Annotated in this window: 17 protein-coding genes and 1 other RNA gene; 13 read left to right on the top strand and 5 right to left on the bottom strand. The window is 54.0% G+C overall.

Features of this window, described 5'->3' with window-relative positions:
- Nucleotides 1-358 precede the first annotated feature (358 nt).
- Together EKD02_RS01635 and nadD are read left to right on the top strand one after the other, a co-directional pair.
- A complete protein-coding gene (locus tag EKD02_RS01635) occupies nucleotides 359-1,255 on the top strand; it encodes an outer membrane protein assembly factor BamD (RefSeq protein ID WP_126383521.1) in 897 nt (298 codons plus the stop codon).
- 11 nt (nucleotides 1,256-1,266) lie between these two features.
- Entirely contained in the window at nucleotides 1,267-1,848 is a 582-nt protein-coding gene (gene nadD / locus EKD02_RS01640) for a nicotinate (nicotinamide) nucleotide adenylyltransferase (protein ID WP_126341650.1), read from the top strand.
- 19 nt (nucleotides 1,849-1,867) lie between these two features.
- Here nadD and argS read toward each other — a convergent pair whose 3' ends face one another.
- The 3 genes from argS to trpS are packed head-to-tail and all read right to left on the bottom strand — an operon-like array spanning nucleotide 1,868 to nucleotide 5,254.
- Nucleotides 1,868-3,526, bottom strand: a complete 1,659-nt coding sequence (argS, locus tag EKD02_RS01645) for an arginine--tRNA ligase (RefSeq protein ID WP_126383523.1) — start codon at nucleotides 3,524-3,526, stop codon at nucleotides 1,868-1,870.
- A gap of 7 nt (nucleotides 3,527-3,533) precedes the next feature.
- Nucleotides 3,534-4,229, bottom strand: a complete 696-nt coding sequence (locus EKD02_RS01650) for an HAD family hydrolase (protein ID WP_126383525.1) — start codon at nucleotides 4,227-4,229, stop codon at nucleotides 3,534-3,536.
- Nucleotides 4,226-5,254, bottom strand: coding sequence for a tryptophan--tRNA ligase (gene trpS, locus EKD02_RS01655; protein WP_126341647.1), 1,029 nt, complete (start codon nucleotides 5,252-5,254; stop codon nucleotides 4,226-4,228). The genes EKD02_RS01650 and trpS overlap by 4 nt, the downstream gene beginning before the upstream one ends.
- Before the next feature lie 224 nt (nucleotides 5,255-5,478).
- Between trpS and ffs the strand changes: the two genes are divergently transcribed.
- From ffs to fsa, 3 genes are all read left to right on the top strand, one after another.
- Nucleotides 5,479-5,577, top strand: an RNA gene (gene ffs, locus EKD02_RS01660) — signal recognition particle sRNA small type.
- 40 nt (nucleotides 5,578-5,617) lie between these two features.
- Nucleotides 5,618-6,667: a 1,9-bis(guanidino)-5-aza-nonane synthase gene (locus EKD02_RS01665; protein WP_126383526.1), complete on the top strand. Its 1,050-nt coding sequence runs from the start codon at nucleotides 5,618-5,620 to the stop codon at nucleotides 6,665-6,667.
- A 9-nt stretch (nucleotides 6,668-6,676) separates the two neighbouring features.
- A complete protein-coding gene (fsa, locus tag EKD02_RS01670; RefSeq protein ID WP_011890961.1) occupies nucleotides 6,677-7,345 on the top strand; it encodes a fructose-6-phosphate aldolase in 669 nt (222 codons plus the stop codon).
- Nucleotides 7,346-7,357: 12 nt separating this feature from the next.
- Here fsa and EKD02_RS01675 read toward each other — a convergent pair whose 3' ends face one another.
- Complete coding sequence (locus EKD02_RS01675; RefSeq protein ID WP_126383528.1) at nucleotides 7,358-7,882, bottom strand: septal ring lytic transglycosylase RlpA family protein; 525 nt, start codon at nucleotides 7,880-7,882, stop codon at nucleotides 7,358-7,360.
- 140 nt (nucleotides 7,883-8,022) lie between these two features.
- Here EKD02_RS01675 and EKD02_RS01680 point away from each other — a divergent pair, with 140 nt between their 5' ends.
- From EKD02_RS01680 to EKD02_RS01705, 6 genes are all read left to right on the top strand, one after another.
- Entirely contained in the window at nucleotides 8,023-8,823 is an 801-nt protein-coding gene (locus EKD02_RS01680; RefSeq protein ID WP_126383530.1) for an alpha/beta hydrolase, read from the top strand.
- 71 nt (nucleotides 8,824-8,894) lie between these two features.
- On the top strand, nucleotides 8,895-10,382 hold the full coding sequence (locus EKD02_RS01685; protein ID WP_126383532.1) for an alkaline phosphatase: 1,488 nt from the start codon (nucleotides 8,895-8,897) through the stop codon (nucleotides 10,380-10,382).
- 100 nt (nucleotides 10,383-10,482) lie between these two features.
- On the top strand, nucleotides 10,483-11,469 hold the full coding sequence (locus EKD02_RS01690; protein ID WP_011890957.1) for a dihydroorotate dehydrogenase-like protein: 987 nt from the start codon (nucleotides 10,483-10,485) through the stop codon (nucleotides 11,467-11,469).
- Nucleotides 11,470-11,571: 102 nt separating this feature from the next.
- Nucleotides 11,572-12,237 (top strand): succinate dehydrogenase cytochrome b subunit, encoded by a 666-nt coding sequence (locus EKD02_RS01695; protein WP_126383534.1) that lies wholly within the window; start codon nucleotides 11,572-11,574, stop codon nucleotides 12,235-12,237.
- 19 nt (nucleotides 12,238-12,256) lie between these two features.
- Complete coding sequence (locus EKD02_RS01700) at nucleotides 12,257-14,197, top strand: fumarate reductase/succinate dehydrogenase flavoprotein subunit (protein ID WP_126341642.1); 1,941 nt, start codon at nucleotides 12,257-12,259, stop codon at nucleotides 14,195-14,197.
- 32 nt (nucleotides 14,198-14,229) lie between these two features.
- Nucleotides 14,230-15,003: a succinate dehydrogenase/fumarate reductase iron-sulfur subunit gene (locus EKD02_RS01705; protein WP_126341641.1), complete on the top strand. Its 774-nt coding sequence runs from the start codon at nucleotides 14,230-14,232 to the stop codon at nucleotides 15,001-15,003.
- 6 nt (nucleotides 15,004-15,009) lie between these two features.
- On the opposite strand, the gene EKD02_RS01710 is transcribed toward EKD02_RS01705, so the two are convergent.
- A complete protein-coding gene (locus EKD02_RS01710; protein WP_126383536.1) occupies nucleotides 15,010-15,666 on the bottom strand; it encodes a fibrobacter succinogenes major paralogous domain-containing protein in 657 nt (218 codons plus the stop codon).
- A 146-nt stretch (nucleotides 15,667-15,812) separates the two neighbouring features.
- Here EKD02_RS01710 and EKD02_RS01715 point away from each other — a divergent pair, with 146 nt between their 5' ends.
- Entirely contained in the window at nucleotides 15,813-16,295 is a 483-nt protein-coding gene (locus EKD02_RS01715) for a cupin domain-containing protein (RefSeq protein WP_126383538.1), read from the top strand.
- A gap of 197 nt (nucleotides 16,296-16,492) precedes the next feature.
- Nucleotides 16,493-17,809, top strand: coding sequence for a hemolysin family protein (locus EKD02_RS01720; protein WP_011890951.1), 1,317 nt, complete (start codon nucleotides 16,493-16,495; stop codon nucleotides 17,807-17,809).
- Nucleotide 17,810: the final 1 nt, after the last annotated feature.

The raw sequence follows: 17,810 nt of genomic DNA on the forward strand, positions 1-17,810 counted from the left end.
AAATGTAGGGGGAGACGACGGACAATACCTGTCCGATGCGAAATAAATGAGGAGGGTGTTCCTCTGGTAGGTGTTGCCCGGTTGTAGGCGGAGCCGGGTCTATCTATCAAGCCCTGCTTCGGCGGGATTTTTTTGAGCCGTCTCTATTTCTTGAGAAAAAAGTTGCATATTTCAATGAGTTCAAATCGGAGCGGCGTTCCGGTATGTATGGCTTTTGGGGTACCATATTAGGTACCAGTTTTTTTTACTGCCGGAGAAGCTTGTGAACAGGGAGACTTCACATTCCCTAAGGGGTGAATGTGTCGGGATTTGCGTATCTTCAATGATGAAAGGGAAATTAACTGGATATGGGAGTTTTATGAAGCAGGGTCTGATATTGTTTCGTTCAGCGTTGGTGGTGATTGTTTTCGCCTCAATGGCTCTTTGGGGGTGTTCCTCGCAAAAGCCGGTGGTAAAAGCAGAGACTCAGGTCAAGGAGGGCTACAGTCGCGCTTCTGAGTTCTACCAGAAAGAGGAGTATGAAAAAGCTGCTGCGGAACTTGAGCCGCTTCTTTTCTCCTCGCGGGCAACAGCGCTTGAGGATGATGTGCTGTTTCTCCTTGCAGACTCCTACTTTCAATCGGAGCAGTACCTGCTCTCATCTGACATGTACGACAGGCTTCTTCAGCAGGTTCCCCGTTCCCCGTTCAGGGAGCAGGCTGGCTTCATGCTTGCGCAGTCATATGAAAAACTGTCCCCTGTTTATGAACTTGATCAGGAGTATACCCGAAAAGCGATCGAGTCCTATTCTCTCTGGCTTGGTGAGTACGGTACCCGTGACTCGGCTGCTGTTTCACGGGATCTTGATACCTACCGTGAATTGCTGAAAATCAATCCGGACAATGCATCCTACCGTGAACGGTTTGAAGGGTTCAGTCGTGAGATGAAACGCCAGGGCTCCATAACCCATGCGACAAAGGCGATCCCGGTTCTCTATGACAAGCTCGCTGCTTCTGCATATTCTGTTGCCCGGCAGTATGTGGTTCTTAAAAAATACAAGGCCGCAGGCATTGCTTTTGACGAAGTGGTTAGCCGTTATTCCCAAACCCCCTGGTACAGGAAGGCACTGGTAGGCCGGATTGAAGTGCTTGTCAAGCGCGGCAAGTGGTTTGAGGCTCGCACGGCGATGGATCAGTTTCTTCAGAAATACCCGGAGTCTCTGGAGGAGATGAAGGGGCTGAGAGAGGAAATTCTCAGGAATTTCTCCAATTCCTGAGGCGGAGCCGCATGCATGTCGGGGTACTGGGAGGGACATTCGACCCTCCCCATAACGGTCATCTCGCCCTGGCTCTGTTTGCGCGGGAACTGCTCTGTGTTGATCGTCTTATTCTTTCTGTTTCTGACAACCCGCTCAAACAGCGGCGCAGTGCAAGCGACTCACAGCGTAAAGCGATGACGGAGCTGCTCTGTCATGAACTCAACCGTACCGGCACATTCTGTGATGCATGCGGCTGGGAGCTTGAGCAGAAGCGCCCTTCCTATACAGTCAATCTTCTCAGGTTTGTCCGCTCTCTCTACCCCTCAGCAAGTTTGAGTCTGCTTGTGGGTGAAGACAGCTGGCGCAATTTCGGTTCGTGGAAGAGTCCTGAGGAAATTGAGGAGCTGGCGGATGTTGTGGTGTTTGCCAGAGGCGCAGAACATATGACTGAACGGCCGGACGCCGTTTCGGGCATAAGGTTTGTTGAGTTTTCCTGCCCGCTTTCATCAACAATGCTCCGTGGGAGGATTGCCGAAGGCCAGAGTGTTTCCTCTCTTCTCCCCTCCTCCATTGACCGGTATATCCGGCGGGAGGGGCTGTACGGAGAGTGAGGGTGCCGGTGCCTCTTTGCTACATTGACTCGGGGGCGCTGATTCCCAGAATCCTGAACCCGTTCTGCAGTACCTGCCGCGTGGCAAGGGAGAGAAGGAGGCGCGCGTTGGCTGTGTCGGCTTCAGCTTTAAGGATGGGACATTCCTGATAAAAACGGTGGTAGAGTTCTGCTATGGAGTGCATGTAGTCAACCATTTTCTGCGGTTCCAGCAGGCGGAGTGCAGAGCGGACCATGTCGGGAAAGTCAAGCAGAGCAAGGGCAAGCTGCAGTTCTTCGGGTGAAGAGAGTGTTTTGAGAAGAGCAAGGTCGGGCAGTTTCTCAGGGTTGAAGCCGTTTTCACTCCACGCCATCCTCAGAAGGCTGCAGATTCGGGCATGGGCATACTGCAGATAGAAGACGGGGTTGTCTTTCGACTGTTTTCTGGCAAGATCCACATCGAAGTTCAGATGGGAGTCTTTGCTTCGCATGATGAAGAAAAGACGGGTCGCATCGGCTCCAACATCGTCTATAAGGTCATCAAGAAGGTCGGCATTGCCTTTTCGTGTCGACATCTTGACGGTTTCTCCGTCAACCGTTGTGGTGACGAACTGGTTGATGGCTATGCGAATACGGCTGGTGTCATGGCCGAGTATTTTGAGGGCTTCAATAACATCGGGATACTCGTCTATATGGTCGGCCCCGAACACATTGACGATGACTCCGAAGCCTCTGTCGTATTTTGTGAGGTGATAGGCTATGTCAGGCAGTCTGTAGCTTGGCTCGCCGGTTGACTTTACGAGGACCTTGTTTTTTTCCTGCCCCAGTTTTGTTGTCAGAAACCATGTTGCCCCTTCGTACTCATCAATAAAGCCTTTCTGGCTAAGCGCATCAATAACCCGGCTGTTTCGGGTCGCTCCGTTTTCATCGGGGGTGTAGAGGGTGTGTTCGTTGAAGAACGAGTCGTGGCGGATTCCGAGCCGCTCCAGCGTCTTTTTGATGGAGCTGAAAATGATGGCTTCCGCCGTGCTCTTGAATTCGCCGGTTCCCTCTGTGTCCGCAAGAGAGTCGCCCTGTTCCTGGTAGATGCGGTCTGCAATGTCGCCGATGTAGCCACCCTGGTAATGGGTATCGGGAAAGTCAACCTTCCGTCCGCACCGTTCAAGGTAGCGGAACCGTACGGACTCGCCGAGAATCTGCATCTGGCGTCCGGCATCATTGAAATAGTATTCACGCGTGACGCTGTAGCCTTCAGCCTCAAACAGGTTGGCTATGCAGTCGCCAAGGACTCCTCCGCGGCCCCGGCCGATTGTCAGCGGACCGGTCGGGTTGGCGCTCACATACTCCACAATTGCCTTTTCTCCATTGCCTGAGGTCCCCCGACCGAATGCTTCCCCCTGGCGGAGAACCTCACCAAGGGAGTCCATGATGAAGGGGGGGGTCAGGAAGAAGTTGATGAATCCGGGGCCTGCAACCTCTGTTTTTTCAATGCTTCCGGAAGGGAACCGGAGGTGGCCTATGAGTTCCTGGGCAAGCGTCCTTGGGTTTTTCCCGAGCTCTTTTGCGGATAGAAATGCAATGTTTGTGGAAAAGTGTCCGAATTTTGCCGAGGCCGGCTTTTCTATCTGAACCGGCTGGCCGGTTTCTATCCCCGCACTGCGGAGCGCGTCCTGAATGACTGGTCTGAAAAATTGCTGCATCGCTCTTTTATGGTGATGTCAATGGGTTGCTTGCCGGGATGTTCCGGACAAGTTCAATGGGGTCGAGTGCAGCGAAGTCGTCAATGACTGCAATGACATTGCCGAAAGGATTGAATGCCTCCCTGCTGTTTGTTGTGGTGACTGCTACTGCTGCCATGCCGGCACTTCTGGCCGCTTCAAGGCCGGGAATTGCGTCTTCAAAGACGATGCATGACGAGGGGGGAACATTGAGCAGTTCCGCTGCCCGCAGAAAAACATCGGGGTCGGGTTTGCCGCGGGCCACATCGGATGCGGAGACAATTGCCCCGAAGGAGCTTCGCATGTGGAGTATGTCAAGAACAAAGTCGATGTTTTTATGGCCCGCTCCGGTTCCTATTGCCATTGCAATTCCGCTGTCGGCGGCTTTGGCGAGAAAGCCCTCAAGCCCTTTGAGCGGGCGGATCATGCTGCGCGAATTGACGCGGTAGACAAAGTCCTTGAGTTCGGTGAGGCGGTCGGCTTCAGTGGCGCTGATGTCGGGGTCAAGAAAGTAGCGAAGGACATCATGCCCTTTCATCCCGGCGGTTTCAACAAGATATCGTTCGGTGTCCATCCCTTCCAGCCCGTAGTCGCGGAAGAGTTCTACCCATGAGTCGGCGTGGTGGCGCATGTTGTCAGTCAACACCCCGTCCATGTCAAAAATGAATGCGCTCCGGTTGCTCATTGTTCTCCCAGGTTCATGGCTGCCCTGACCTCCCCCATGGTGTGTCGGGCTATGGTTTTTGCTTTTCTTTCACCTTCAAGCAGAATGTCGCGAACCGTGTCGGGGTCAGAGGCGAAATTGTGCCGTTTTTCAAGAATGGGTTCAAGTTCAAGAGAGATTGCGGCGGCACACATTTTTTTGCAGTCAACACATCCCAGTGCACCTGAGCGGCAATCCTTTGCTATGGATGCTATGGTGTCGGGTGCGCTGAACCGGGAGTGGTAGCTGAAGACGGTGCAGACCTCGGGCCGTCCGGGATCGTTCCTGCGGATTTTTTCGGTGTCAGTCACCGCGTTGCGCATTTTTTTCATGACATCTTCCGGACCGTCGGAAAGGAGAATGGTGTTGCCGAGCGACTTGGACATCTTTGCTTTTCCGTCAAGACCTACCAGTCGGGAGAATTTCGTGATTTTTGGTTCGGGCTCAACAAAGACCGGTCCGCTCTGTGGGTGCGGGTAGTGGCTGTTGAACTTTCGTGCAATCTCCCTGGTGATTTCAACATGAGGAATCTGGTCTTCGCCAACCGGCACCAGGGTGCCTTTGTACAGAAGTATGTCTGCCGCCTGAAGGACCGGGTATCCGAGATGGCCATAGGTGAGAGAGTCCATGTTCAGGTCGCGGACCTGTTCCTTGAGTGTCGGGTTTCTCTCAAGGCGGGAGGATGTGATGAGCATTGAGAAAATCAGAAAGAGCTCTGTGTGCTCCTTGATCTGCGATTGACGGAACACCGGGCTTTTCTCGGGGTCAATTCCTGCTGCCAGCCAGTCAATGAGCATCTCAATGGTGTTCTGGTATATCTCCCGGGTGTCAAGCGAGGTGGTCAGGTTGTGGTAGTCGGCAATGAGAAAGCAGGTTTCGCAGCCTCTGGTCCCGTCGGGGTTGGTGAGGTTCTGCTGTACCACCCAGTTTTCAAGTGCTCCTGTGTAATGTCCGAGGTGCAGCTTTCCTGTTGGCCGCATCCCGCTTAAGATCCGCGGTGTTCCCATAAAGAAATGAATGATGCCGCTCCGGAGTGCGGCAATACGCCTCCAGGGGAGGCTTTGTGGAGATAGGTTTTTTGTGAATGCTTCAGAAGTTATAATAGTTCGGATAAAGATAAAAGGGCTTTGTTTGATAATAGTTTTGGTTGGGCTATATTGTGCAACTTGATTCGATGTTTTTTTGTTTCAATCTGTTGACAGAAGAACATGGCGAAATCAGATATTTTTGAGAGTAAGTCCTATACAACATTCGCCTGCCCAACCATGTCAGATCCGGAAGGAAGCAGCATCCGGCATTGTGAGTGTGTGATATAGTAAGCTTACTCTCTTTTTTTTTCTCTTTTTTCAATAAACGGGACAGTGTACACAATGAAACCTGCAGTTACGAAAGAGGCTCTTCTCAATGAGCCTGTACGCCATATTGATATCAAACAGCTCAATATTGTCCCTCTTGTGGACCAGATGGGGGAGACGGCTTTTCAGGCAAGGAACCTTGCCCGCGCTGCGTCCATTCTTGATATGATGCAGAAAGACCGGGAGTGCGCTGTCATCCTGACGCTTGCGGGTTCTCTCATCAGTGCCGGACTGAAGCAGGTCATCATTGACATGCTTGAAAACAATATGGTTGATGCCATTGTTTCCACCGGTGCGAACATTGTTGATCAGGATTTTTTCGAGGCGCTCGGCTTCCTTCACTACAAAGGCACGCAGTTCATTGATGATGCCGTTCTCCGTGACCTGCACATCGACCGCATTTATGACACATTTATTGACGAGGACGACCTTCGCGTGTGTGACGATACACTTGCTTTCATTGCTGATTCCATGCCGCATGGGCCGTATTCTTCACGGGAGTTCATCGAGGAGATGGGCCGCTACATTGAGGCGAACAATCATGATAAAAACTCCATTGTCTACAAAGCTTTTGAGAAGGGAGTGCCGATTTTCTGCCCTGCTTTCTCCGACTGCTCTGCCGGGTTTGGCCTGGTACACCACCAGTGGCATAATCCCGAAAGCCATGTTACAATCGACTCGGTGAAAGATTTTCGTGAGCTGACCCGCATCAAGATAGAGAATGACCGGACAGGAATTTTCATGATCGGTGGAGGTGTTCCGAAGAACTTTACCCAGGATATTGTGGTTGCGGCCGAAGTGCTTGGCTACGAGGATGTTTCCATGCATACCTATGCCGTCCAGATTACCGTGGCTGACGAGAGGGACGGTGCTCTTTCGGGCTCAACCCTCAAAGAGGCCAGCTCATGGGGCAAGGTTGATACGGTGCATGAGCAGATGGTCTATGCCGAGGCTACCATTGCCATGCCGCTCATTGCCGGTTATGCATACCACAAGCGCAATTGGGAAGGCCGACCCGCAAGGAATTTCAATGCAATGCTCAATAAACCGCAGGTCAATCCATAGGGAGGAGAGATGAAGTTTTTCATCGATACGGCAGATCTTGACGAAATCCGCTCTGCCGCGGAGCTTGGGATGCTTGATGGTGTGACGACCAACCCGTCGCTGATTGCAAAAATCGTGAAAGACCCCTCGAATTTCACGCGCACTGATTTTTTTGACCATATTGCGGCCATTTGCGACCTGGTTGACGGGCCTGTCAGCGCCGAGGTGACTTCGCTGGATACCGCTTCAATGATAAAGGAGGGGGAGGCGCTTGCCGCCATTCATGACAATGTTGTCGTGAAGTGTCCTCTGACAATCGATGGTCTCAAGGCTATACGCCACTTGTCCGAAGCTGGCATTGCCACCAACGCCACTCTTGTCTTTTCGCCCAGCCAGGCCATTCTTGCCGCAAAGGCAGGGGCCTCCTTCGTCAGCCCGTTTGTCGGGCGGCTTGACGACATCAGTACCGACGGAATGGCTCTTGTTGAGGATATTGTCGACATCTACGACAATTACGGCTATATGGCTGAGGTGATTGTGGCAAGTGTCCGCCATCCCCAGCATGTTGTTGAGGCGGCAAGAATCGGTGCCGATATCGCCACCATTCCCTTCAGCGTCATCAGCCGGCTTGCCGTCCATCCCCTGACAGAGAGCGGTCTGAAAAAATTCATGGAAGATGCTTCGGTCATCAAGCCTTGAACGGGGGCGGGTTCACTCGCTGATGACTTCTACGCGGACCCTTGCCGTACCCTTCTGGTAAAAACCAAGCTGCCGGGCCCCCTCGGCGCTTAAATCTATGACGCGGTCGTCAACAAATGGGCCGCGGTCATTGACCCTTACCACGATAGACTGGCTGTTTTCAAGGTTGGTCACTCTTACAACCGAGGGAAGGGGCAGGTATTTGTGAGCCGCGCTCGGAGCTGAAGGGTCGAACTGTTCCCCATATGCCGTTGGCTGACCGTTGTTTTTCTTGAGGGTTTCGTGTCCGTACCATGAAGCCATTCCAACCTCTTCATATGCGAGAGCCTGCTCGTAGCTCATCGGCACATAGACCCGACCGTTGATGCTGTAGGGGGTGTTTTTGAGTTTTCCCAGCCGGTAGGCCTCTTCGGGGGAAATGCGTCTGCTCTCCTCCCTTAAAAAAGGGCTCCGGCCGGTGGAGCATGAGCTCAGTGCAAGTGCAAGCATCAGGAATCCGGCCGGCAGGGTGCGTCGTTTCATCGTATCAGCAATCATATGTTGGTTCTTCTTGCGGAGGACTTCTTTATTTAAAGTAGCCAATTTACGGGAATTTTCCCTTTATGAGCGGTATATTCCTGTAAGCATAGTAGTGGCAACTGCATCTGCAGGGGCATTCAAACAAAGACCGGAATGGTATGGCTGTTGATACTGCGCCGAAGAGCCCTCTTGGCGTCCTGATTCTTCATGGGTTTACTTCGACCGGCGAGAGCGTTGAGGCGCTTGGCCGTCCGCTTGAAGCACTGGGCATTCCCTTCAGCATTCCGCTACTCCGTGGTCATGGAGCGCCTTCTCCGGAAGCGCTGAGAGGGGTTCGCTGGCGTCAGTGGCTTGATGATGCGGAGGCGGCTTTTGAAGAGCTTTCCCTGAAGGCCCGTCGTCTTGTAGTGGTGGGCCACAGCATGGGGGCTCTTCTCGGCCTCAATCTTGCCGCTGTTTTTCCCGGGCGAGTGGATTCACTCGTTCTTGTGACACCGGCCTTCAGGTTGGTTTCCCTGCTTGGGCCCGGGCGTCCAATGCATTTTGCTGCAGGCATGCTCAGCGCCGTTTTCAGAAAATGGAATCTCAAATCGGTGTTTGCCGACCCCGATTCAGCCAGCTGCAAGGCTCACTATGAGTGGGCTCCGACCGATGCCATCCTTTCGTTTTTTGAGCTTGTCGACCATACAGCACTCCTTCTGCCGAAGGTCGGCTGTCCGGTATTCATTGTCCATAACCGGCATGAACAGACGGTTCTGCCTGAAAGTGTTGCTCTTCTCAGCGAGGGTATTGCTACGCCGCAGGCCGACAGGGAGATTCTCTGGCTGGAGCGCTCCGGCCATCAGGTTTTCTGCGATTGTGAGCGGGAGCTTGCCGTCGGTGCCGTGGTCCGATATGTTTCGGGCCGTCTTGCCCTTTGCCAGGAGCCCTCCATTGTTAACGATGTAACGGATTTGTGACGCAGCGGCTTCTGCCGGATGCGTATCTTTTCTGGTCAGCCGCATCAACAACACACTCAAGCATTCCATTCATGCCCAAACCCTTTTCTGGACCCCCCTCTTTCCTCTTCGTCCTGAAGAGGATGCTGACGCTTGTCCTGCTCATAACCTCAACCGGCTGCTCTTCGGAGGTCTCTCTGAACGGCGGGGGGCAGCGCTTTGCATCTCAAGCCGACTCGGGGGCCCGCTATGTCTTTCTCTTTATCGGCGACGGCATGGGGCTTGCACAGGTTGAGCTCGGACGGGCGCTTCTTGCTCCCGGTGACTCTCTGTCCTTTCCCTCGTTTCCCGTGACGGGAATGATCTCGACTTCCGCAGCAGACCGCTATATCACCGATTCGGCTGCAGCCGGGACAGCGCTTGCGACCGGGTATGCAACCAGTGTGGGCACGGTTTCAATGGCGGCCAACCATCGTGATACCCTCAAAACCATTGTTGAAATGGCAGAGGGTGATGGCAGAAGGACTGGTGTTGTGAGCAGTGTCGGCATCGACAATGCCACACCGGCCTGTTTTTACGCGCATGAGCCGTTGCGCGGCAGCTTGTATGCAATTGCTCTTCAGATGGCCTCCAGCGGGGTTGATTATTTCGGTGGCGGACGGCCAGAGGGGAACTTCCCTCATAAACGCTCAAGGGCGGTGGTTGACCGGGGAGATATTGACAGCCTCATGCAGTTGTCGGGATACTCGGTCGTGAAGAATAGTGCATCTCTGAGGGCTGTGATGCCTGGTACGCCCTGCATCGCCTCGGGGCCCTCCGACATGTTTGGGGCGCTTCCTTTTGATATGGACCGGCCCGCCAGAGATGCCGATCTTGCACTCTTTACCCGTGAGGGGATCAGGCTTCTGGATAATTCGAAGGGCTTTTTCATGATGGTTGAGGGGGGAAAAATCGACTGGGCATGCCATGCCAACGACGCTGCCGCTGCCGGTCGGGATGTTGCTGCTTTTGATCGCGCCATTCGTGAGGCGGTTGCGTTTTATCACCGCCACCCCGAAGAGACGCTGATTGTCGTGACTGCCGACCATGAGTGCGGAGGACTCTCGCTGGGCAATCGGGATGGGGCTTATGACAGCCGGCTCGAGCTTCTCCATTACCAGACAATCTCCATGGAGAAGCTTTCAGGAAAAGTTGCTGCATGGAAAAAAGCCGGCGGGGTGAGTTTTCTGGCGGCACTCGACAGCGTGAGGGTATTTGCGGGTCTGGGGGCCGGTGCTGATTCGGGGCTTCTCCTCTCCCGTGACGAAGAGCGGGAGCTGCGGGATGCATTCAGGGCGACCATGTCGGCTGGCGCGGCCCGGGGTGGTCAGTACGGCGCCGCAGACAGTTTTTCGCCGGCAGTTGTTGGCATTCTCAATCGTCGGGCCGGGGTAGGCTGGACCAGCAATGTGCATACCGCAGTTCCTGTTCCTGTATTCGCGCTTGGTCACAATGCCCATATGTTTGCCGGGTTCTACCCGAATACGGCTCTCGCAAGAAGGCTTATGCAGGCGTCCGGACTGCCCGGCTCTTTACGGTAGGGTTGCAGCAGAAGACATTCTTCCCCGTTGAGGAATTTTCTGGGAGCCGGAAGGCGTTGTCAGTGTGAAGAGTATTTGAAACAGTATAAACTCTGGATATATGGCAGATCTTTCGACGACCTGGATGGGGCTTGAGTTGAAAAGCCCGGTCATTGCGGCAAGCTGCACCCTCACGGGCAGCGTTGAACAGGTAAGCGAGGCGGCCCGGTGCGGTGCCGGGGCTGTGGTTCTGAAATCGCTTTTTGAAGAGCAGATACAGCAGGATGCGGCACGCAGCCTTGGAGGCAATGAGCAGAGGTTTTATTACGCCCAGGCAGAGGATTACATCAGGGAATATTCCCGCGGAGACGCTCTTTGGGCATACCTTGAGCTTATACGGGCCTGTTCTCGTGAGGTTTCAGTTCCGGTTATTGCAAGCATCAATTGTGTCTCTCCGGGAGAGTGGGTGCAGTTTGCCCGTGAAATTGAAGAGGCAGGCGCAGACGGTCTTGAGGTCAATATTTTTGTGATGCCTTCCGACCCGTCAAAGAGTTCAGCAGAAAACGAAAAGGTCTATTTTGATGTGCTCAATGCCGTCACCCGGGCGGTCAGGATTCCCGTTGCCGCTAAAGTCAGCAGCTATTTTTCCGCTCTGGCCCATACTGCAGAAGCTCTTCCCTCCACAGGAATCGGCAGCCTGGTGATGTTCAACCGTTTTTTTTCGCCTGATATCGATATTGATACGCTGGAGCTAAAGCCGGCTCCTCTTTTCAGTACGCCCGCTGATTATTACAACTCCCTGCGCTGGATAGCCATGCTTTCCGGTCGGGTAGGGTGCGACCTTGTTGCTTCCACCGGCGTACACGACAGCGATGCGCTCGTCAAGCAGCTGCTGGCCGGAGCAAAGGCGGTCGAGATTGCTTCGGTGCTCTATCTGAAAGGGTTTGAGGAAATCCGAACTATGCTTGAAGGGCTTGAAGAGTATATGGATCGGCTGGGTTTTTCCTCTCTTTCCGACTTTCAAGGCCGGATGAGCATGAAGCACTCTCTTCATCCCGCTGCCTGGGAACGGTCACAGTTCATGAAACATTTCAGTGACATTTCCTGAACCACAGCTGAACGGGCGAGGAATTCTTTGGAAGTTCATTGGCCAGAGAGTACCTTGACGCCCGAACGGCGAAACAATCCCAATCACTCATTTCATTCACCAATGCTTCTCTCTTCCTCCATTGCCGGAAAAGTGCTGATGGCGCTGGCCGGTCTTTTTCTGGCGGTGTTTCTTCTTGTTCATCTCGGCATCAACCTCCTGCTTCTCTCAAGTGACGGTGGCCGGGCCTTTACGGCCGCGGCAGAGTTCATGGCCACCAACCCCGTCATAAAAATTGCCGAGCCGGTTCTCTTTGGCGGTTTTCTTCTCCATATCTTTTTCGGCATGATGGTCTCTGGCCAGAACCGGGCTGCACGCCCTGTGCGTTATCAGGAGAGTAACAGTTCGGAGACCTCGTTCCTGTCGAAATATATGTTCCATACCGGCATTATTGTTTTTCTGTTTCTGGCAATGCATCTGGCGGATTTCTATCTGATCAAAACCGGTTTCATAGCGCCTCCCGAGGGAATAGCACAGCATGATTTTTACAGCAGGGCGATGCTGCTCTTCTCAAACCGGTGGTACTCTTTCTTTTATATCCTCAGCATTCTTGTGCTTGGGTTCCATCTCAACCACGCCATACAGTCGGCATTTCAGACGCTCGGCTTGAACCACAGCCGCTACACGCCTGCGCTGAAGCTTGCAGGCTCTGCCTATGCCATTGTCATCACGGTTGGCTTCAGCCTGATACCGCTGTGGATAGCCTTTATCCCCTTAACGAGACTCTGAGAAAACCCTTATTACTTCCATGACACGACTCAACGCGGCAATTCCTGAAGGACCTCTTGCTGATAAATGGACAGCCTACCATTCGGGGTGCCGGCTGGTAAGCCCCGGAAATAAACGCAAGCTTGATATCATTGTTGTCGGTACCGGCCTTGCCGGCGCTTCGGCTGCCGCTTCGCTGGGTGAGCTGGGTTACAATGTCAAGGCATTCTGCTATCAGGACACTCCGCGCCGGGCGCACAGCATTGCAGCTCAGGGCGGCATAAACGCTGCAAAGAACTACCCGAACGATGGCGACAGCGTCCACAGGCTTTTTCACGATACCGTCAAAGGCGGCGATTATAGGGCCCGTGAGGGAAATGTGTACCGTCTGTCGGAAGTCAGCAACCAGATTATTGATCTCGCTGTAGCCCAGGGGGTTCCTTTTGCGCGTGAATACGGAGGTCTTCTTGCCAACCGCTCGTTCGGAGGCGCGCAGGTATCAAGAACCTTTTATGCGCGCGGCCAGACCGGCCAGCAGCTTCTGCTCGGTGCCTATGGGGCATTGAACCGTCAGATTGCCGCCGGCACCGTGAGGCTTTTCAACCGCCGTGATGTTCTTGATACGGTGCTGGTTGAGGGTAAAGCAAGAGGCATCATTGCCCGTAACCTTGTTACCGGTGAAATTGAACGGCACGCAGCTCACGCCGTGGTGCTTGCAAGTGGAGGTTATGGCAATGTGTTCTATCTTTCCACCAATGCCATGGGTTCCAATGTGACTCCGGTATGGAGCGCCTACCGCAAGGGGGCGATGATGGCAAACCCTTCATTCACGCAGATTCATCCTACCTGTATTCCCGTTCATGGTGATTTCCAGTCGAAGTTGACGCTGATGAGCGAAAGCCTGCGGAATGATGGACGGATATGGGTGCCACTGCATAAAAAAGATGTTGAGCGGCTGAGGAAGGGCGAGGTGAAGCCATCGGAGATAGCGGAGTCGGAGCGCGACTACTATCTTGAGCGCCGCTATCCTGCGTTCGGCAATCTGGTGCCGAGGGATGTGGCTTCACGCGCCGCTAAAGAGCGCTGTGATGCCGGATATGGTGTCGGCCGTACAGGAGTTGCCGTCTATCTTGATTTTGCCGACTCAATCAAGCGCAAAGGGCGCGATACCATTGAGGCGCTCTACGGAAACCTTTTCGATATGTACCGGCAGATTGTTGCCGAGGATCCCTATGAGAGTCCGATGATGATCTATCCCGCCGTCCACTATACCATGGGAGGGCTCTGGGTAGACTATGAATTGATGACTACCGTGCCGGGTCTCTATGCCATAGGTGAGTGCAATTTTTCAGACCATGGAGCGAACCGGCTCGGGGCTTCAGCGCTCATGCAGGGGCTGGCTGACGGCTATTTCATTCTGCCCTCGACCATCAGCCGCTATCTTGCTGATGAAATTCACACCCCCCCCATAGAGACCTCCTCGCCGGAGTTCACCCTTGCGGCGGAGGCTGTTGGCGACAGGCTGAAGAAATTGCTCAATACGAAGGGAACGCAGAGTGTGGAGAATTTCCACCGCCGTCTGGGTAAAATAATGTGGGAGTACTGCGGCATGTCGCGTAATGAAGAGGGGCTCCATAAGGCGCTTGAGCTTCTTGCGGCACTGAAGGAGGAGTACAGGACGGGGGTGAAGGTGCCGGGCGGGCTGGATGAGTTCAACCCGGAGCTTGAAAAAGCCTGGAGGGTTGCGGATTTTATTGAGCTTGGTGAGCTCATGGTGCAGGATGCCCTGCAGCGGAAGGAGTCGTGCGGTGGTCATTTCAGGGAGGAGTACCAGACCCCTGAAGGGGAGGCTCTGCGCAACGATGATGAGTTTGCTTTCGTTGCAGTCTGGGAGTCGCTTATGGGAGATGAGCCGCCTGCGATGCACAAAGAGCCGCTGGAGTTTCTGGATATAAAGCTCTCGCAGCGAAGCTACAAATAATAGGCGAATACGATAATATTGGAACGGAAACAATGAATTTCACTCTCAGGATCTGGCGGCAGAAAAATGCAGAAGCCAAAGGCGGAATGGTCTCATACAGTGTGAGCGGGGTTTCGGCTGACAGCTCTTTTTTTGAAATGCTCGACATCCTCAACCAGCAGCTTGTAGATGAAGGTGCCGAGCCGGTATGCTTTGATCACGACTGCCGCGAGGGAATATGCGGAACCTGCAGTCTCTACATCAACGGCAGGCCGCACGGACCTGTGAAAGGGGTGACCACCTGCCAGCTTCACATGCGCTCTTTCGCTGATGGCGAGACCATTTCCATTGAGCCCTGGCGTGCCAAGGCGTTCCCGATTGTAAGGGATCTCATCGTCGACCGCAGTGCCCTCGACCGCATCAATCAGGCTGGCGGGTATGTTTCCGTCAACAGCGGAGGCGTTCCTGATGCCAATTCCATTCCTGTCCGCAAGGCGGACAGTGATGCGGCATTCGACGCTGCAGCCTGCATCGGCTGCGGTGCCTGTGTTGCGGCCTGCGCCAACGCCGCAGCTATGCTCTTTGTCGGGGCGAAGGTCTCACACCTGGCATTGCTCCCGCAGGGGAAGGTCGAGGCCCGGGAACGGGTCCTGAAGATGGTGGAATGTATGGACGATCTTGGTTTTGGCGGGTGCAGCAACACATATGCCTGCGAAGCGGAATGCCCCAAGGGCATCAGCGTCGCAAACATTGCCATGATGAACCGCGAGTTTCTCTCATCTGCAATACGGAAGGAGAAAAGCAGCCCCTTTACCGGAGGTTTCTGAGAAGGTTCAGTCCTGTACGCAGCGGACCGCCAGCCCTGTTTTCTTGTTGACCTTTCCCTTTCGTACCCTTCCGTCAAAATAGACGAATGAACGACCCTCTGCTGCCTGCGGGGAGAGTTCTGTCGAAGTCCACATTCTGCTGTATCCTCCCGTGGCCAGAAAGTCACCGTCAGTGTCGCGCCGTCCGCCGGCCGGCAGCAGCCGGAAGCCGATGGCGTCTGTGGCTCCTTCATTGGGGGCAGTCCACAGTTCTGTGGCTTTAAGCGCCCCTCCCGCCGATTCATCTCCTCCGAGGCTCTCTGTCAGTTTCGTCCATTCGCTGTCGGTCGCAACATGCCACCCTTCAGGGGCAAGCCCTCTGGGGTCATTGACGGCGTACCAGTTGTAGAGGCGCCCGTAGATTTTTCCGTTTTCAGGGCTGTTTGCATTGTAACAGCAGGCAGGTGTTGTCATTGCGGCCCACTCTTGGGGGTCTGAAACCTCACGAATCGGGTCGCCGTTTCGGAAATGAGCCGTGTTGAGGTTTTCGGCACTCCATACCATTCCCGCAGCCCTGAGAGTTCGGTAGCTGTTGCCATCATAATCCCTCATCGGCGTTGAGGGGCTCTGGCATGATGCCGTGAAAATCAGGAGGGGCAGAATGAGTGTTCGGAGCATTTTCATGATATCGGGTTGTCATAGTTGTCATATGCCAATAAGTATGGGTCAATATACACAATGTTTGGGTTCCCGTCCATCACTTGGCACTTGTGTGCCGGGTGCGTACATTTCCCTCTGAGAATGTCCTCCAATCTTCAACCATTATTGCTATGAATACAAACAGGCTTGCGCTTCGTACCGTTTCCCTGCTTCTTCTGATGGTTTTCGGGTTTTCACTGTCGGGCTGCGCTGGAGGGGCGAAGCTGGATGCAGGGCGGATGATTCTGCCGGTGGAGCTTGAATGGGTGAAGAACGAGAAGCTGCACGGTCTTGAAACGGTCATCCTTGCTGGAGATCCCTCCACCCCCAAGCCCTATGCACAACGCATTCGTCTGGCACCCGGCACGAGGCTGGAGCCGCATTTTCATCCCAACGCCAACAGGATGGTGACCGTGTTGCAGGGGACGCTGTATTTCGCCTATGGCGACCGCTTTTTGGAACAGGAACTTCGTGCCCTGCCTCCGGGAAGTTTCTTTACCGAGCCAGCCAATGCGCCCCACTATGCCGTTGCCGGCAATGAAGAGGTTGTTCTTGAGCTGCATGCCAACGGAGTGGACGGTACAACCTATGTTGAGGCGCAGGAATCTCATTAGAAAGCAGGTCCCGGGCGGATTGCAGGTTGCCGGAAGTTTTTCGGTTCGTTATTATTGCGGTCGGGGCTTGGAATCAGCCGGGAAAAAGTGTATAAGAATCATCCGGAAAGATTCTTCAGAAAGTCTGAGGGTCTGGCTGAGTGGGGGATGACCTCCCCTGCGGCAAGTTTTTTTCCGGGTTATCCTAAACTGACGGTATGCAACTCTTTCTGCTCTTTTTTCTGATTTTGCTCAACGGCATGCTCGCCATGACCGAAATTGCCCTTCTGACGGCTAAACGCTCGCGTCTCGCAAAGCTGGCAGAAAACGGTGATCGTGCGGCGGAGGCCGCCATGAAGCTTGCTCGGGAGCCCACCCGTTTTCTCTCAACCATCCAGACAGGTATCACATCAATCGGCATTCTCAACGGCATCATCGGCGAGGGTGTCCTTGCCGGACCGCTGGCACTCTGGTTTTCCTCTCTGGGTATGGAGGAGGAATTCAGTCGCCTTGCGGCAACGGCCGCTGCCGTTGTTTCCATTACCTATGTTACTATTGTGGCTGGTGAGCTGGTCCCTAAACGGCTTGCGCAGTTCAATCCCGTAGGGGCCGCCCGTTTTCTGGCTTTTCCGATGGTGACCCTGTCGACTGTGGCTCGCCCTTTTGTGAAACTTCTGTCACTTTCAACTGATACAATCCTGCGTCTTCTTGGAAAAAATCCGCACGAGGTGGAGCGCATTACCGAGGAGGAGATTCATGCTCTGCTTGAAGAGGGCTCAGAGGCCGGTGTGATTGAGCAGCATGAGCATGAAATGGTCCGCAATGTCTTTCGTCTCGATGATCGTCAGTTGGGTACCCTTATGGTGCCGAGGGCGGATATTGTCTTTCTCGATGTTTCCCGGCCGGCTGACGAGAATATCGGAAAGGTGACGGCATCTGAGCATTCCCGGTTTCCCGTCTGCGAGGGCAGTCTTCAGTCGCTGCTGGGGGTTGTCAACGCAAAGCAGCTGCTTTCCAAGTCGCTGAAAGGTACTCTTGAAGAGTTCACCTCTCAGCTGCAGCCGCCGGTCTATGTCCCCGAGTCCCTGACAGGTATGGAGCTGCTCGACCATTTCCGGACCTCCGGCACCCAGATGGTGTTTGTTGTTGATGAGTATGGGGAAATTCAAGGTCTCGTCACCCTTCAGGACATGCTTGAAGCGGTAACGGGAGAGTTTGTGCCGCGTAACAGCGAGGACTCCTGGGCGGTACAGCGCGAAGACGGATCATGGCTTCTTGACGGACTCATTCCGGTCCCTGAACTGAAGGATACTCTTGAGTTGAAAGGGGTTCCTGAAGAGGATAAGGGACGGTATCATACACTCAGCGGTCTGATGATGTGGATGCTTGGCCGCATGCCGCAGACTGGCGACAGAATGGTCTGGGAGCACTGGCGGCTGGAGATTGTCGACCTTGACGGCCAGCGAATCGACAAGGTTCTTGCATCAAAAATCAGCACTGAAGGCGGAGGCTCAACCATTGAACAGGAGAGGTGAC

Source organism: Chlorobium phaeovibrioides (genome assembly GCF_003968655.1).
Classification (GTDB): domain Bacteria; phylum Bacteroidota; class Chlorobiia; order Chlorobiales; family Chlorobiaceae; genus Chlorobium; species Chlorobium phaeovibrioides.

Coding starts and splice junctions, on each gene's coding strand:
- fsa (WP_011890961.1), top strand. CDS start 6,677: ATGAAGTTTTTCATCGATACGGCAGATCTTGACGAAATCCGCTCTGCC.
- EKD02_RS01685 (WP_126383532.1), top strand. CDS start 8,895: ATGCCCAAACCCTTTTCTGGACCCCCCTCTTTCCTCTTCGTCCTGAAG.
- argS (WP_126383523.1), bottom strand. CDS start 3,526: ATGCAGCAATTTTTCAGACCAGTCATTCAGGACGCGCTCCGCAGTGCG.
- EKD02_RS01650 (WP_126383525.1), bottom strand. CDS start 4,229: ATGAGCAACCGGAGCGCATTCATTTTTGACATGGACGGGGTGTTGACT.
- EKD02_RS01705 (WP_126341641.1), top strand. CDS start 14,230: ATGAATTTCACTCTCAGGATCTGGCGGCAGAAAAATGCAGAAGCCAAA.
- EKD02_RS01690 (WP_011890957.1), top strand. CDS start 10,483: ATGGCAGATCTTTCGACGACCTGGATGGGGCTTGAGTTGAAAAGCCCG.
- EKD02_RS01680 (WP_126383530.1), top strand. CDS start 8,023: ATGGCTGTTGATACTGCGCCGAAGAGCCCTCTTGGCGTCCTGATTCTT.
- trpS (WP_126341647.1), bottom strand. CDS start 5,254: ATGGGAACACCGCGGATCTTAAGCGGGATGCGGCCAACAGGAAAGCTG.
- EKD02_RS01720 (WP_011890951.1), top strand. CDS start 16,493: ATGCAACTCTTTCTGCTCTTTTTTCTGATTTTGCTCAACGGCATGCTC.
- EKD02_RS01710 (WP_126383536.1), bottom strand. CDS start 15,666: ATGAAAATGCTCCGAACACTCATTCTGCCCCTCCTGATTTTCACGGCA.
- EKD02_RS01695 (WP_126383534.1), top strand. CDS start 11,572: ATGCTTCTCTCTTCCTCCATTGCCGGAAAAGTGCTGATGGCGCTGGCC.
- EKD02_RS01665 (WP_126383526.1), top strand. CDS start 5,618: ATGAAACCTGCAGTTACGAAAGAGGCTCTTCTCAATGAGCCTGTACGC.
- EKD02_RS01675 (WP_126383528.1), bottom strand. CDS start 7,882: ATGATTGCTGATACGATGAAACGACGCACCCTGCCGGCCGGATTCCTG.
- EKD02_RS01700 (WP_126341642.1), top strand. CDS start 12,257: ATGACACGACTCAACGCGGCAATTCCTGAAGGACCTCTTGCTGATAAA.
- EKD02_RS01635 (WP_126383521.1), top strand. CDS start 359: ATGAAGCAGGGTCTGATATTGTTTCGTTCAGCGTTGGTGGTGATTGTT.
- EKD02_RS01715 (WP_126383538.1), top strand. CDS start 15,813: ATGAATACAAACAGGCTTGCGCTTCGTACCGTTTCCCTGCTTCTTCTG.
- nadD (WP_126341650.1), top strand. CDS start 1,267: ATGCATGTCGGGGTACTGGGAGGGACATTCGACCCTCCCCATAACGGT.